General features: G+C 57.1%; 12 protein-coding genes. 9 read left to right on the top strand and 3 right to left on the bottom strand.

The features are described 5' to 3' along the window. The 8 genes from infB (at position 1) to G411_RS19670 (ending at position 10,099) form a co-directional block, all read left to right on the top strand. Positions 1–2,763: a translation initiation factor IF-2 gene (infB, locus tag G411_RS0107245; protein ID WP_022958517.1), complete on the top strand. Its 2,763-nt coding sequence runs from the start codon at positions 1–3 to the stop codon at positions 2,761–2,763. A 27-nt stretch (positions 2,764–2,790) separates the two neighbouring features. Continuing rightward, positions 2,791–3,180, top strand: coding sequence for a 30S ribosome-binding factor RbfA (gene rbfA, locus G411_RS0107240; protein WP_022958516.1), 390 nt, complete (start codon positions 2,791–2,793; stop codon positions 3,178–3,180). A 2-nt stretch (positions 3,181–3,182) separates the two neighbouring features. Further along, a complete protein-coding gene (gene truB / locus G411_RS0107235; RefSeq protein ID WP_022958515.1) occupies positions 3,183–4,118 on the top strand; it encodes a tRNA pseudouridine(55) synthase TruB in 936 nt (311 codons plus the stop codon). Between the two features lie 127 nt (positions 4,119–4,245). After that, positions 4,246–4,515 (top strand): 30S ribosomal protein S15, encoded by a 270-nt coding sequence (gene rpsO / locus G411_RS0107230; RefSeq protein ID WP_022958514.1) that lies wholly within the window; start codon positions 4,246–4,248, stop codon positions 4,513–4,515. Positions 4,516–4,586: 71 nt separating this feature from the next. Next, entirely contained in the window at positions 4,587–6,698 is a 2,112-nt protein-coding gene (gene pnp, locus G411_RS0107225) for a polyribonucleotide nucleotidyltransferase (protein WP_022958513.1), read from the top strand. A 178-nt stretch (positions 6,699–6,876) separates the two neighbouring features. Beyond that, positions 6,877–7,359: a DUF3015 domain-containing protein gene (locus tag G411_RS0107220; RefSeq protein WP_022958512.1), complete on the top strand. Its 483-nt coding sequence runs from the start codon at positions 6,877–6,879 to the stop codon at positions 7,357–7,359. A 68-nt stretch (positions 7,360–7,427) separates the two neighbouring features. Further along, the gene (locus G411_RS19675; RefSeq protein WP_022958511.1) at positions 7,428–9,254 is read left to right on the top strand and encodes an Lnb N-terminal periplasmic domain-containing protein; all 1,827 of its coding nucleotides are present in this window, start codon (positions 7,428–7,430) and stop codon (positions 9,252–9,254) included. After that, positions 9,254–10,099, top strand: coding sequence for an alpha/beta hydrolase (locus G411_RS19670; protein WP_022958510.1), 846 nt, complete (start codon positions 9,254–9,256; stop codon positions 10,097–10,099). Before G411_RS19675 ends, G411_RS19670 begins: the two co-directional genes overlap by 1 nt. Here the strand turns inward: G411_RS19670 and G411_RS0107205 are convergent. Together G411_RS0107205 and G411_RS0107195 are read right to left on the bottom strand one after the other, a co-directional pair. Beyond that, positions 10,096–10,578 (bottom strand): FKBP-type peptidyl-prolyl cis-trans isomerase, encoded by a 483-nt coding sequence (locus G411_RS0107205; protein WP_022958509.1) that lies wholly within the window; start codon positions 10,576–10,578, stop codon positions 10,096–10,098. The genes G411_RS19670 and G411_RS0107205 overlap by 4 nt on opposite strands. 306 nt (positions 10,579–10,884) lie before the next feature. Then, the gene (locus tag G411_RS0107195) at positions 10,885–11,139 is read right to left on the bottom strand and encodes a hypothetical protein (RefSeq protein ID WP_022958507.1); all 255 of its coding nucleotides are present in this window, start codon (positions 11,137–11,139) and stop codon (positions 10,885–10,887) included. A gap of 125 nt (positions 11,140–11,264) precedes the next feature. Here G411_RS0107195 and parC point away from each other — a divergent pair, with 125 nt between their 5' ends. Beyond that, on the top strand, positions 11,265–13,523 hold the full coding sequence (gene parC, locus G411_RS0107190; protein WP_022958506.1) for a DNA topoisomerase IV subunit A: 2,259 nt from the start codon (positions 11,265–11,267) through the stop codon (positions 13,521–13,523). On the opposite strand, the gene G411_RS0107185 is transcribed toward parC, so the two are convergent. Then, complete coding sequence (locus G411_RS0107185) at positions 13,520–14,728, bottom strand: hypothetical protein (protein ID WP_022958505.1); 1,209 nt, start codon at positions 14,726–14,728, stop codon at positions 13,520–13,522. The two genes, parC and G411_RS0107185, sit on opposite strands and share 4 nt — an antisense overlap. Positions 14,729–14,764 lie beyond the last annotated feature (36 nt).

The following is a 14,764-nucleotide window of genomic DNA, read 5'->3' as shown; positions in this document are numbered from 1 at the left end:
ATGGCTGAAGTTACCGTGAGCCAGCTCGCCGAAGTTGTTGGCGCACCTGTGGAGCGTCTGCTCAGGCAAATGAAAGAAGCCGGTTTGTCGCACAGTTCGGCGGACGAAGTGGTGTCCGACGAAGACAAGCAAACCCTGCTCACCTTTCTTAAGCGCAGCCACGGTGAATCCACCGAGGGGCCACGCAAGATCACGCTGAAGCGTAAAACCATCAGCACCCTGAAGACCGGGTCGGGTTCCGGCAAGAAAACCGTCAATATCGAAGTTCGTAAAAAGCGCACTTACGTCAAACGTGACCCTGCAGAGCTGGCGGCGGAAGCCGAGGCTGAGGAAGTGGCGCGTAAGGCCGCCGAGGCAGACACGGCTGAAGCGGTTGTGGAGGCTGAGCCAGAGGTAAGTGCGGAGCCAGCGGCCGTAGTTGAGGACGTGCGAGCAGAGGAGCCGGCCCCGGCCAGTGAGCCTGTTGTTGAAGAAGCTCCCGAGCCTGAAGCAACCCCTGAACCCGTCGTTGAACCAGAGGTAGAGGCCGAGCCAGAAGAAGCCATCGCGGAAGCGCCTGAGGTTGAAGTGGAGCCTGAGCCTGAAGCCGTAGCTGAAGAGGAGCCCAGTGCTGCGTCAGCTGCCGAGGAGGATGATCCGCGCGATCTCGATCCTGAGGTTCTTCGTCAGCGTGCGATTCTTCGCCGTAAAGAAGAAGAAGAGCGTGAGCGCGAGCGCCGTGCAGCGGTGCTGGCTGAGAAAAAACGTGAAGAAGAAGAGCGTGAGCGCCGTAAGAAAGAGCGTCAGGCTGAAGAAAACAAGAAGGCAGCGGGGCCACGTCATTTGCGTGCCGCGCCGAGCAACGACGACGATGATCGTGGTCGTGGCAAGAAAGGTAAAAAAGGCCGTGGCCGTCGCGACGACTTTGATGGCGATTCAAGTGGCGGACGCCGCAAGAAGAAGACCCTGAAGCTGCCCGAAGATCAGCAGCGTCATGGTTTCCAAACGCCGACAGAGAAGATTGTTTACGAAGTCTCTATCGGGGAAACCAGCACAGCGGGTGAGCTGGCTCAGCAAATGAAAGTGAAAGCTGCTGAGGTGATCAAAGAGCTCATGAAACTGGGCATGATGGTTACCATCAACCAGCCCTTGGATCAGGAGACCTCGCAGCTGGTGGTCGAGGAAATGGGCCACAAGGTCAAGCTGATTTCCGACGATGCGCTGGAAGAGGCTCTGGAAGAAACGCTGGTTGCTAAAACTGGCGAAGGTACGCTCAAGTCGCGTGCGCCTGTGGTAACAGTAATGGGGCACGTCGACCATGGTAAAACCTCGCTGCTGGATTATATCCGTAAAGCGAAAGTTGCCAGCGGCGAAGCCGGGGGGATTACCCAGCATATCGGTGCCTACCATGTAGAAACTGGTCACGGCATGATTACCTTCCTCGATACGCCCGGACACGCGGCGTTTACCGCCATGCGTGCTCGCGGTGCAAAGAGTACCGATATCGTTATCCTGGTAGTTGCGGCGGACGACGGTGTGATGCCGCAGACCGAGGAAGCGATTGTTCACGCCCGAGCTGCGGAAGTACCGCTGGTTGTGGCGGTGAACAAAATGGATAAGGAGGGCGCCGACCCTGAGCGCGTGAAGAACGAGCTGTCTCAGAAAGAAGTCATTTCTGAGGAATGGGGCGGTGATACTCAGTTCTGCTATGTCTCTGCACATAGCGGAGAAGGTATCGACGCGCTGCTCGATGCTGTACTGCTGCAAGCCGAGCTGCTGGAATTGAAGGCGGCCGACGATGTGCCGGCTCAGGGTATGGTTATTGAATCGCGCCTCGATAAAGGTCGCGGTGCAGTAGCATCGGTACTGGTTCAGCAAGGCACGCTCAAACAGGGTGACATTGTGCTGGCCGGCCAGTGCTATGGTCGCGTGCGCGCCATGCTGGATGAAAATGGCCAGCCGGTGAAATCAGCCGGTCCGTCTATTCCAGTAGAGATTCTCGGTTTGGATGGTACGCCCGAAGCCGGTGATGGCTTTGTCGTGGTCGAAAATGACAAGCGCGCTCGCGAAGTGGCTGATTTCCGTCAGTTGCGTGAGCGCGAACAGCGCATCAAGCGTCAGCAGGCTGCCAAGCTCGACCGCATGTTCGAGAGTATGGAAGCCGGTGATCGCAAGACCCTGAACGTGGTTCTGAAAGCGGATGTTCGCGGTTCACTGGAAGCCATTCAAGCGTCGCTGCTGGATTTGGGTAACGAGGAAGTGAACGTAAATATCGTCTCTGGCGGTGTTGGCGGTATCACTGAGTCGGATGTGAATCTGGCGATGACGTCTGAGTCGGTCATGTTCGGTTTTAACGTTCGTGCCGACGGCGGTGCGCGCAAGCTGGCTGAAAACGAAGGCATTGATCTGCGCTACTACAGTGTTATCTATGACCTGATTGATGACGTGAAGTCGGCGCTTAGCGGTATGCTCAGCCCCGAAATGCGCGAAGAGATCGTGGGTATTGCCGAAGTGCGCGACGTCTTCCGTTCGCCCAAGTTTGGCGATATCGCCGGCTGTATGGTGGTCGAAGGCACGGTGTATCGCAGCAAGCCGATTCGCGTTCTGCGCGATGACGTGGTGATCTATGAAGGCGAGCTGGAATCGCTGCGCCGCTTCAAAGATGACGCCAATGAAGTGAAGGCGGGTCTTGAGTGTGGTATTGGTGTGAAGAACTATAAGGATGTGCGCCCCGGTGACAAGATCGAGGTGTTTGAGGTGAAAGAAATTGCCCGCAGCCTGTAAAACTGCCCTGTCGCGAGGCCGTTGCCAATGAAAGAATTCAGCCGCACGGCCCGCATCGCCGACTTCCTGAAGCGGGAGCTGGGGACGTTGATCCAGCTTGAGCTTCGGGACCCGCGCATTGGCATGGTGAGTGTGACCGACGCTGAAGTCAGTCGCGACCTCAGTCATGCCAAGGTGTATGTCACGGTGATGGGTAAAAACACCGCTCAGGAGGCTGAGGAATCGTTGGCCGCGCTGAATAAGGCCGCTGGTTTCCTTCGCAGTCAGGTGGCGCGAATTAATAACGCGCGTACAACGCCACAGCTCCGTTTCTACTTTGACTCCTCTATCGACCGCGGTCAGCGCCTGAGTGCACTGATTCAAAAAGCGGTGGATTCTGATCGCAGCCGCCAGGCCGACAACGACGACGAGGCCTGAACTTGGGGCGTCGTCGCAAAGGTCGCGCGGTCAGCGGCATTCTGGTTCTTGATAAGCCCCTGGAGCGCAGTTCGAACTCTGCCATGATTGTGGCGAGAGCGATCTATAAAGCGGCCAAGGCGGGGCACACCGGTGCGCTCGATCCCCTGGCCAGTGGTGTGTTGCCTATCTGCTTTGGCGAAGCCACCAAATTCTCCCAATACCTGCTGGACGCCGACAAGGTGTATCGCACCACGGTGATTGTTGGTGAGCGCCGCAGTACCGGTGATGCCGAAGGCGAGATCATTGCCGAGGCGGATGCCTCGGCCCTGACGCGAGAGGCGGTTGAAGCCGTGCTGTCGCAGTTTCGCGGCGATATTTTGCAAGTGCCGCCGATGCATTCGGCACTCAAGCGAGATGGTAAACCGCTCTACGAGCTGGCGCGCCGAGGGCTTGAAGTCGAGCGTGAAGCCCGACCGGTGACGATCAGTCGCCTGGAGCTGGAAAGCTTTGTGCCGGGGGAGCGCGCCGAAGTCAGTTTGCTGGTGCATTGCAGCAAGGGAACCTATATCCGCTCGTTGGCGGAGGATATTGGCGAAGCGCTGGGGCTCGGCGGCTACGTTGCGGCGCTGCGTCGACTGCAGGCAGGGCCGTTTGAAGAATCTCAGGCGTTGAGCTTCGAGCAGCTTCAGCCGCTGCGAGATCGCGAGGCATTTGACGAGCTGGACACCCTGCTGCTGCCGCTGGACTCAGCGCTGCAGCATATTCCGGCGGTATCGCTGAGTGATACGACAGCCGATTTCCTCGTGCAGGGGCAGGCGGTATTCGTGCCGAAATTGCCCGAAGGGCCCTTGTTACGACTCTACCGGGGTGGCGATGCTCAGCCACAGTTTATGGGAATCGGGGAAATATTGGATGATGGGCGTGTTACGCCTCGTCGTTTGCTGGCAAATATGTGATAATACGCCGCTGGTTTGTCGGCCTAGCCCAAACCGGAACTGTATCTGAAGGGAAGTCCTTCCGAACCTGTCTGTAGATATGCACGGTCAGGCTCGTTTATTCACGCATATCAGAGAGGAAATACCCATGGCACTGTCTGCTGCTGAAAAAGCTGAAGTTGTAAAAGAGTATCAAACTGCCGAAGGCGATACCGGTTCTCCGGAAGTTCAAGTTGCACTGTTGACCGTTAACATCAACAAGCTGCAAGGCCACTTTGAAGGCCACAAGAAAGACCACCATTCTCGCCGTGGTCTGATCCGTATGGTTAACCAGCGCCGCAAGCTTCTGGATTACCTGAAGCGCAAAGATCAGGAGCGTTACAGCAAGCTGATCAAAAGTTTGGGTCTGCGTCGCTAAAAGAAGAATAACTGAGGGGGCCGACGGCCCCCTCATACTTTTGTAACCCCTTTTTAGGGAGGTAATAATCTGTGAATCCCGTTTCAAAAACCTTCCAGTGGGGCGGTCACACCGTCACTCTGGAGACTGGCCGCATCGCCCGACAGGCGACCGGCGCAGTTCTGGTCACCATGGACAAAACACAAGTGTTGTGTACCGTGGTTGCCGCCAAATCCGCCAAGCCTGGCCAGGACTTTTTCCCGCTGTCTGTGCACTACCAAGAGCGCAGCTATGCGGTGGGCAAAATCCCAGGTGGTTTCTTCAAGCGTGAAGGTCGCCCGTCAGAGAAAGAAACGCTGACCTCACGTCTGATCGACCGTCCGATTCGTCCGCTGTTTCCCAATGGCTTCAAAAACGAAGTGCAGGTCGTCTGTACGGTCATGTCTTCCGAGAAAGATGTCGATCCGGATATTGCCGCACTGATTGGTACCTCCGCGGCCCTGGCCGTTTCGGGTATCCCTTTCTCCGGTCCTATTGGTGCTGCCCGTGTTGGCTTCACTGCTGAAGACGGTTACCTGCTGAACCCGACTTACAGCCAGCTCAAAGGCAGCTTGCTGGACATGGTGGTTGCAGGGACTCAAGACGCGGTTCTGATGGTTGAGTCAGAGGCGCAAGAGCTGACCGAAGACCAGATGCTGGGTGCCGTGCTGTACGCGCATCAGGAAATGCAGGCCGCGATCAAGGTGATCAACGAGCTGGCCGCCGAAGCCGCCAAGCCCGCCTGGGACTGGCAGCCTGAGCCCGAAGACACGGCCCTGATGGCCGCTGTTGCCGAGGGTTTCAAAGCGGGTCTGGGCGATGCTTACCGAATCACTGATAAAATGCAGCGCTACGCTGAAGTCGGTAAACTGCGCGATCAAGCTGTTGAGCAACTGGCTTCCGGCGATGCGCCGCAGTTTGATGCAGAAGATGTGAAAGGCGTTTTCGGCAAACTGGAAAAACAAATTGTTCGTCAGCGCATCCTGAATGGCGAGCCTCGCATCGACGGTCGCGATGGCCGTACTGTGCGTCCCATCTCTGTTGAAGTCGGCATGCTGAACAAGGCGCACGGCTCTGCGTTGTTCACCCGTGGTGAAACTCAGGCGATTGGTGTTGCCACGCTGGGTACGACCCGTGACGCGCAGTTGATTGACGCACTGGAAGGCGAGCGCAAAGACAACTTCATGCTGCACTACAACTTCCCTCCCTACTCGGTAGGTGAGTGTGGTCGTATGGGCGGCACCGGTCGCCGCGAAATCGGTCACGGTCGCTTGGCCCGTCGCGGCCTGGCTGCGGTACTGCCGACGGCTGAGGAATTCCCGTACACCGTTCGTGTGGTATCGGAAATCACCGAATCCAACGGTTCCAGCTCCATGGCTTCAGTCTGTGTTGGCAGTCTGTCGCTGATGGACGCCGGTGTACCGCTGAAAGCGCCTGTTGCCGGTATCGCGATGGGTCTGGTTAAAGAAGGTGAGCGCTTTGCGGTGCTGACCGACATTCTCGGCGACGAAGACCACCTGGGCGACATGGACTTTAAAGTAGCCGGTACTGCCGACGGTATCACTGCTCTGCAGATGGATATCAAGATCGAAGGTATCACCCAGAAGATTATGGAAGTGGCGCTGGAGCAGGCTCAGCAAGCGCGTCTGCATATCCTGGGTCAGATGAACCAGGTACTGTCTGCGTCTCGCGATGGTGTTTCCGACAACGCACCGAGCATGCACGTGATGAAAGTCGACTCCGACAAGATTCGCGACATCATCGGTAAAGGCGGTGCAACGATCCGTGGTATCTGTGAAGAAACTGAAGCGCAGATCGACATCGAAGACGATGGCACCGTGCGGGTATACGGTGCTGATGCGGCGTCTCGCGATGCCGCCGTGGATCGTATTCTGGCGATCACCGCGGAAGCCGAGGTGGGTGAAACCTATCTGGGTACTGTGGCACGCATCGTTGACTTCGGTGCCTTCGTGACCATCCTGCCGGGTAAAGACGGCCTGGTGCACATCTCTCAGATTTCTGATGAGCGTGTCGAGAACGTCAATGACTACCTGAAAGAAGGTCAGCAGGTGAAAGTCAAAGTGCTGGACGTAGATCAGCGCGGCCGTATCAAGCTGTCGATGAAAGAAGTCGATGCTGAGGAAGCGGCGACCAGCGAAGAATAAGCCTTCGCTGAGCTGTACTGAAAACCCCGCCACGGCGGGGTTTTTTGTGTCTGAAATACCGCCGCGTCTCAACTTGCGGAATTTGCAGTGATTATCGCTAGACAAGGCTTAGTGCTGTGATAATCTCGGATTCAGCGCCATTTTGGTGCGAAGGGAATCTACAACAAGAGGAACAATTATGAAAAAAGTGCTGATTGCATCGGCGTTCCTGGCGGCTTCCAGTGCCAGCTTCGCTGTCGCTCCCGGTGGTCCTAACTGTGGTTGGGGCAACATGCTGTTCTCTGGTCAGTCAGGCCTGCCCGCTCACCTCGTTGCCTCTATTACTAATGGCACATCCGGTAACGCCAGCTTCGGCATGACCTCAGGCACCAACGGTTGTTCTGCCAACGGCACGCTGACTTATGGCGGAAAATCCATGGTGAATCTGGGACAGATCATGGATGAGTTCTCCGAAGACGTTGCCATGGGTGATGGTGAAGCACTGACGGCTGTAGCGGTATCAATGGGCATCGCAGAAGAAGATCGTGCGCTGTTCAAGCAAACGCTGCACAGCAATTTCGACAGCCTGTTCCCTGCAGCCAATGTTGATGCAGAAGCTGTGATGGGCTCAATTGTCAGCTTGATGAAGCAAGACGCGACACTGTCTAAGTACGTGTCTTGATGCGCGCGAACTACTAAACAGCGCGACGACGGCCCTGCGGGGCCGTTTTTTTATCATGGACAGGGCGCATGCGTTTCCTAATTTTCAGTGTGGCACTCAGTGTGCTGATGCCTGCAATCGCCAATGCGGGCCTCGACAAGCAACTCGACAAGTTCAGTCAGGATCCGCAATGGCGGGCCCTGCTGCATTACCCTCGCTCTGGCGCGCAAAGCTACGTTGATGATCCGCGTTTTTTCTTGAGTCCGTCTGGTCACCTTGATCCTTTGGCGGAGTTACAGGCGACGCGACGCGAGTTTATTTCCCAGCCCCTCCGACGCTGTGACTATCCGGCTCGAGCTCAGTGGTTGGTGGATCGTTCTTTGATTCCTGCGTCGGCGCCGGTGTGTGACGAGTACCGCGAATGGCGAGAGACCCTGGATGTTCAGCAAGTCTCGCTGGTGCTGGCGGCGAGCTATCTCAATAGCCCGTCATCCATGTACGGCCACACGTTTTTGCGTTTTACCCCTGGAGGAGACCGCAGCCGCTCCGACTTCCTTGCCTATGCGCTTAACTTCGGTGCCAATATCCCTCCTGGTGAAAACGATATTTTGTATGCGTACCGGGGCCTCTTTGGCGGTTATCCCGGCTTGTTCAGCATGCAGCCCTACTACCAGAAAATTCAGGAATACAGCCGGCTGGAAAACCGCGATATGTGGGAGTATCAGCTAAACCTGAGTGTGGCGGAAATGGATCGCCTTCTGCGCCATGTCTGGGAATTGCGCGATATTAACTTCGACTATTTTTTCTTCGACGAAAACTGTTCTTTCCGTTTGCTGGAGTTGTTGGAAGTCGCACGCCCCGGTATCGATCTCACCAGCCCTTTCGAGTATGCCGCCATGCCGGTCGATACCGTGCGTGCAGTGGTGGATGCGAAAATGGTCGACGAGGTGAAATATCGCCCCTCGAAACGACTGGAGCTGGAGACGCTGCTGGAGACACTCAGCGAGTCGGAGCAGGAATGGGTGAGGCGCCTGGCGGCAGGCGAAGTCGATGAACTGGATAGCGCATTAGCCCAAAGTCGTCAGGCGCAAATAGTATTTACTGCCTACCGCTACTTGCGCTACCAGAGTAATCGAGACGTTCGCAGTGAGGAGGTGGCAGAGCGAAGCTTGCGCCTTCTTCGTCAGGCAAAGGCTTTGCAAGCCGCTGACGATATTGCGGTGACGCCCCCTGCTCGATCGGATTTTGGACATCGTACCTCCCTGTTGGCGGTGAATGCCGGGTGGCGTGACCTGTCGGACGCGTCGGCGCAGGCGTCGCTGGCCTATGCCGATCTCAACTATCGCATCAGCTATCACGATGCGCTGGATAGCCAATCAGGCTATCCGCCTGGTGCCACGTTAGTGATGGGAGATATAAACCTGCGCTGGCAGGAGCGCGAGGGCTTGCGTCTTCAGGAGTTCACCATCATGGATATACGCTCTCTGTCGCCGCGGGACGAATTTTTCTCACCGATCAGCTGGCAGGTGAATTTTGGTCTGGAGCGACTGGATGATGCGCCGAGTCAGCCTCTTGTTGCGCAACTGAGCGCGGGCGGTGGCGTCAGTACAAAATGGCTTGGCGGCATTGCATACGCCATGCCCGGTGTGCGCATGGAATACAACAGTGATTTTCGAGAGGATTGGCGTCTGGCGCCGATGGTCAATATCGGTCAAGTCTGGCAGGGGGCGGTGTTGTCGGCGGAATTGGCTGCGCGGTGGATGGATTTCTCCGGTGCCGGTCAGCGCAAACAGCTCAGTGCGACGGCCAACTATGCCTATCAAGCGGATCGCGCGTGGCGACTACAGCTTGATTATCGCGACCAGCCCTGGGGCGATTCGCTAGGGGTTGAGTTCAGTTGGCGGCGCTTCTTCTGATGCGCATTCTACGTGCTTTCAGCCTTGTGCTGCTCGTTGGTTTGCTGTCGGGCTGCGAAGCCCTGTTGTTCTATCCCCAGTCGACGCTGTTGCGCACACCGGCGGAGGTCGGAGTTACCTACGAGGATGTTGTGCTAGATGGCGAGGGTGGCGTGACGCTTCACGCGTGGTGGTTGCCCGCCGAGATTCCCCGGGCGACTCTGATCTTCGCGCATGGCAATGCGGAAAATATCAGCACCCACTTGGCCAGTGTGTACTGGTTGCCTGCGCAGGGAATCAATGTGCTGCTGGTGGATTATCGCGGATACGGCCGCTCTACCGGTTATCCCAGTGTGTCGGGGGCGGTCAGCGACTTACAGGTGGCCGTGCGCTGGCTTGAGGACAAGGAAACGGGCCTGCCCTGGTTCGCTCTAGGGCAGAGCTTGGGGGCCAGTTTGATGGGGGCGGCGGTGACTGGCCTGCCACCGGACGGGCGTCGACACCTCGCGGGTGTCGTATTGGATGCCGGTTTCAGTGAGTATGCCCGGATTGCCAAAGAACAGGCGGCGAAGCATTGGCTGACGTGGAGTTTTCAGTATCCCGCTGCGTGGGCGATGCCGGATGGCTACGATTTATCCGAAAGTGTGCCGGCTATTTCGCCTGCACCGTTACTGCTGATTCACGGTGAGCGGGACGCGGTGATTGGCGTTGAGCATGCGCGACGTTTATATGCGGCGGCGAAAGCTCCGAAGCAATTATTTCTTTACGATGGCGGGCATATCGAGACCTTTCAACGCCCTGAAGGCCGGGAGGCGCTGCTGGACTTTATTGCCAGCAGCCTGAGGCAGTGGGCTCCACCAGATTAGTGCTGGTGCCCACCTTCGCCGTGGGCGTGGCCGTGGGCTTGTTCGTCGGCGGTGGCTTCGCGCACATTGTCGATCCGAATACGGAAGGTGAGCGTTTTGCCTGCCAAGGGGTGGTTGCTGTCGATATCGACAGAGAATTTCCCGATTTTCAGTACGGTGGCCGTGCGCATGCCCTGGTCAGTATTGAAGCGGACGATTTGCCCGGGCTTCAGTTTGCCTTCGTGTTTCAGGTATTTGGCGGGGATGCGCTGACGCTGATTTTCCTGAACAATGCCATAGGCCTGCTCGGGTGGTAGCGTGGTTTCGAATTCTTCGCCGGCTTCCCGTCCCGCAAAGGCTTTTTCCAGGCCGGGGAGAATGTTGTTGGCGCCGTGTAGATACAGCGTAGCGGTTTCGTCAAAGTTACTTTCGAGTACGTCGCCGCTGCTGTCGCGCAGTTCGTAGTGAAAGGCAACCACGCTGTTTTTGTCGATCTGCATTGCTCCCCCTGAAATAATCTGTCTGATGGCGTGTTCAAGGCGCGTATAGTACCGCCAGATTCCCGGCCGGGATAGCGCTGAAGACCGGGCCGACTAAAGACGGAGTGGAAAATGGGCGAGGTAGTGAAATTCGGCCCGCGAAAACGGAAGCCGACGGCACAGAGTAGTCTGTGTCGGGAAGGGCATCATAAGTGGAAAGTTGAAAAGAACAGTCAGTTTGATGTGAAGCAGGGGCGTTTGGTCACGGTATATCGCTGTGAACGCTGTGGTAAGCGCAAAACGACCGCGCAGTAGTGCGCGGCACGGTTAATTGGCGAGTTCCTGATCCAGTTCGTCGCTGATCAGCGCCAGCCAGTTCTGGGCTTCGTCCAGGCCCTCGACGGCTTTTACGACGCAGGCGATGCCCAACAAATGTTCCATCAACAGTTTTCGCATGGGAACATTGTTCTCTTGCGCCTGTTCCTGTAGAAACAGGAACGCCTGTGCGCTAATGTCGTCGATCTGCATCTGTTGTGCGTTTTCCCGGTAATCGGATAACGTCACTACTTTTGATACTGCCATGTCGCAACCCTCCGCATCATGTGGAGCCAGTATAGGTCGCTGTGCCTGGCAAAACGCTTCGTAATTACACGTATGAGCGGATCTGTCATCTCTCAGTGAATATCGAGAAAGAGTAACCCGTATTTATGTCAGACAATATTGTGATCGGTGCCGACGGCGTCGAGCAGATTCCCCTGAAGTCCTACACCGAGAAGGCGTATCTGGATTACTCCATGTACGTCATTCTCGATCGCGCGCTGCCGAATATTGCCGATGGCCTGAAGCCAGTGCAGCGGCGCATTGTGTATGCCATGAGCGAACTCGGTCTGAAGGCCAGCGCCAAGTACAAAAAGTCGGCGCGCACCGTGGGCGATGTTATCGGTAAGTTCCACCCCCACGGCGACAGCGCGGTATATGAAGCCATGGTGCTGATGTCACAGGATTTCTCCTACCGTTATCCGCTGATTGACGGTCAGGGGAACTGGGGGTCACCGGATGATCCCAAGTCCTTTGCCGCCATGCGATATACCGAGTCGAAACTGACGAACTATGCCGAAGTACTGCTCAGCGAGCTGGGGCAGGGCACGGTGGACTGGGTGCCAAACTTTGACGGTGCGCTGGACGAGCCGGCGACACTACCTGCACGGGTGCCCAATATTCTGCTCAATGGCACCACCGGCATTGCTGTGGGCATGGCGACGGATATTCCGCCACACAATCTTCGCGAGGTGGTCAGTGCCTGCCTGCGACTGCTCGATGAGCCGAAAGCGAGTGTTGCCGAGTTGTGTGAGCACGTGAAAGGGCCGGATTTTCCGACCGATGCTGAGTTGATCACGCCGCCGGAAGATATTCGCAAGATGTACGAGACCGGTCGCGGTTCATTGCGAATGCGCGCCGTGTGGCATCGCGAACAGGAAGATATTGTGGTGACGGCGCTGCCGCACCAGACCTCGGGCTCCAAAGTGCTGGAGCAGATCGCTCAGCAAATGCAGGCCAAGAAGCTGCCGATGGTCGTAGATTTACGCGACGAGTCCGACCACGAAAACCCAACGCGGCTGGTGATTGTGCCGCGCTCGAATCGCGTTAATGCCGAGTCGCTGATGAACCACTTGTTTGCGACCACCGATCTGGAGCGCAGCTACCGGGTTAACCTGAATATGATCGGCATTGATGGTCGCCCGCAGGTAAAAAGTCTGGATCGCATTCTCAACGAGTGGCTGGAGTTTCGCACCCAGACTACCCGGCGCCGTCTGGAATTCCGTCTGGATAAAGTGCTCAAGCGACTGCATATCCTCGATGGCCTGCTGGTCGCCTTCCTCAATATTGATGAAGTCATCGCCATCATTCGTGAAGAGGACAAGCCCAAGCCGGTACTGATGGCGCGTTTTGGTATCAGCGATATTCAGGCTGAAGCGATTCTGGAACTGAAGTTGCGCCACTTGGCGAAACTGGAAGAAATGAAAATTCGCGGTGAGCAGGACGAGCTTTCCAAAGAGCGCGATGACCTGGAGCAGACGCTGGGCTCGACGCGCCGCATGAAGAACCTGCTGCGCAAGGAATTGACCGCCACCGCCGAGGAGTACGGCGACGATCGCCGTTCGCCGCTGGTGCAGCGTGACGAAGCCCGGGCCTTTGCCGAAGAAGACATTGTGGCGGCCGAACCGATTACCGTCGTGTTGTCTGAAATGGGGTGGATTCGGGCGGCGAAGGGCCATGATATCGACCCAGAAGCACTGAACTACAAATCCGGCGATCGCTTCAAGCTGGCCGCGCGCGGACGCAGTAATCAATCGGTGCTGATTCTCGACAGTACCGGTCGTGGCTATAGTCTACCCGGGCATAATTTGCCCTCGGCGCGGGGGCAGGGCGAGCCGCTGACCGGGCGTATCAATCCGCCGTCAGGGGTAAGCTTTGAAGGCATGCTGATGGGGGCCGATGACAGCCATTACCTGCTGGCCTCTGATGCGGGCTATGGCTTTATCGCCAAACTGGGTGAGCTGCACGGCAAGAACAAAGCGGGCAAGGCGACGCTCAGTTTGCCCAAGGGGGCGAGGGTGATGTCGCCCGTGCCCGTAGGGGGCATTGACGAGCACTATGTGGTGGTGATCAGTAGCGAAGGCCGCATGTTGGTGTTCCCGGCTAGCGATCTGCCGATCATGGCGCGCGGCAAGGGCAATAAGCTGTTGGGAATTCCCTCGGCGCGAGCGGCCAGCCGCGAAGAACTGCTGGTGGCAATGGCGGTGATGGGTTCTGCAGACAGCATTAAGGTGCTGTCGGGCAAGCGTCACCTGACACTGAAACTGTCCGAGTTGGAACACTATCTGGGTGAGCGCGGCCGCCGCGGCCACAAACTGCCCAGAGGTTTCCAGAAAGTCGACGGACTGGAGTTAGTGCCGGGCGCCTAAGCGTCTTCGGTTTCTTCAGAAGACATGTCGTTTTTGAGCTGACTCAGACTGAGCTGTTTCAACTGCATGTGCTGGCGGTTGAGCAGCTCGTCGTAGGGTGGTTTCAGGCTGCCGACGCGATTGCCGCGGCAGCTTACCCAGGCATCCAGTCGCTCGTGATGACGGCAGTTGTCATCCAGCCAGATACCCTGCCCGCTCGCGGTAATGTCGTGCAGCTGATCAACCGTCTCACACTCTTTCGCTGCAATTTGCCAGGGGGCACCCTGTTCGCAAATGCGCGCAATACCCGGACGAATTTTCAGGCTGCGATCCAGCTTTTGAAGCAGGTCGGCGGCGCACAGCGCCCGGAACAACGGCGGGTCGCAGTCTTCCAGTTCAAAGAACCGCAGAGTAATGGCGTGGTGGCGACGCAGCATTAATTCGCCATGGTAGAGGCGGGCGATGGCCTCGCTGCGGGCATAGGTGGTATCAATCTGTTCGGCAAAGTGTGCCGGGCTCATCTTCTGTTTCAGATCGTCATAGGCCTGCCACTGGCAGTGCAATACCACGTAGTCGCGGTAGCGGTAGTCGTCGGCCTGCATCAGACGAATCTGTGGATTGTGAATTTCGTCGAGCAAGTCTCCCAGGCAGTCCTCACCGGGATAATCACTGGCGTCATCCTGCATGGGTTGCGCCAGTCGTTGGCGCGCATGCTGGATGTGGCGTTCGATATTGCGCATAGGGACGGCCAGCAGCGCATAACTCAGGCAGCAGAGAATCGCGGTGAGCAGCAGGAGTGTTTTGCCGAGGTCGCGAATTTCATTGCCGATCAATTCGCTGCTCAGCGACAGTTCCACCTGCCCGAGGCGTCCGTCGGCTGCCACACCCGCCTGGTAGTGCAGGTGTTGTTCGCTGCGCACGCCGGCTTCCGCCAGCGCATTGCCGCGGCTGTCTTTGATGCTGCCGTAGACGATCAATGGGCTGTTGATATAGTCCTGCAAAATGGCCTGCAGACTGACGCGGTCATTGCGCAGCAGCGACTGCTGGCTCTGTGAAGCCAGTTGATTTGTCCACTGCTGGCCTATGAGGCGAGTCGTTTCCAGCAGAATCTGTTTGCTTGCGGTCATGCTGGTAATCAGCAGCGTCAGCCCTGCCAGGGCGCAGATCAGAGCGGCTACCAAGCCACATTTGGCGGACAGTGGCAGGCGTAAAAGCTGTTTCAGCATGGCGTGTTCCCGGGCTGAAGAGTGAGGTTGCTGGCG

Source organism: Spongiibacter tropicus DSM 19543 (genome assembly GCF_000420325.1).
Lineage (GTDB): Bacteria > Pseudomonadota > Gammaproteobacteria > Pseudomonadales > Spongiibacteraceae > Spongiibacter > Spongiibacter tropicus.
This window is presented reverse-complemented; position numbering and strand designations above follow the sequence as displayed.

What these genes read in the sequence shown, in the direction of transcription:
- G411_RS19675 (WP_022958511.1), top strand. Translation starts at nt 7,428, where the DNA reads ATGCGTTTCCTAATTTTCAGTGTGGCACTCAGTGTGCTGATGCCTGCA.
- infB (WP_022958517.1), top strand. Translation starts at nt 1, where the DNA reads ATGGCTGAAGTTACCGTGAGCCAGCTCGCCGAAGTTGTTGGCGCACCT.
- rbfA (WP_022958516.1), top strand. Translation starts at nt 2,791, where the DNA reads ATGAAAGAATTCAGCCGCACGGCCCGCATCGCCGACTTCCTGAAGCGG.
- G411_RS0107185 (WP_022958505.1), bottom strand. Translation starts at nt 14,728, where the DNA reads ATGCTGAAACAGCTTTTACGCCTGCCACTGTCCGCCAAATGTGGCTTG.
- parC (WP_022958506.1), top strand. Translation starts at nt 11,265, where the DNA reads ATGTCAGACAATATTGTGATCGGTGCCGACGGCGTCGAGCAGATTCCC.
- rpsO (WP_022958514.1), top strand. Translation starts at nt 4,246, where the DNA reads ATGGCACTGTCTGCTGCTGAAAAAGCTGAAGTTGTAAAAGAGTATCAA.
- G411_RS0107195 (WP_022958507.1), bottom strand. Translation starts at nt 11,139, where the DNA reads ATGGCAGTATCAAAAGTAGTGACGTTATCCGATTACCGGGAAAACGCA.
- G411_RS0107205 (WP_022958509.1), bottom strand. Translation starts at nt 10,578, where the DNA reads ATGCAGATCGACAAAAACAGCGTGGTTGCCTTTCACTACGAACTGCGC.
- G411_RS0107220 (WP_022958512.1), top strand. Translation starts at nt 6,877, where the DNA reads ATGAAAAAAGTGCTGATTGCATCGGCGTTCCTGGCGGCTTCCAGTGCC.
- G411_RS19670 (WP_022958510.1), top strand. Translation starts at nt 9,254, where the DNA reads ATGCGCATTCTACGTGCTTTCAGCCTTGTGCTGCTCGTTGGTTTGCTG.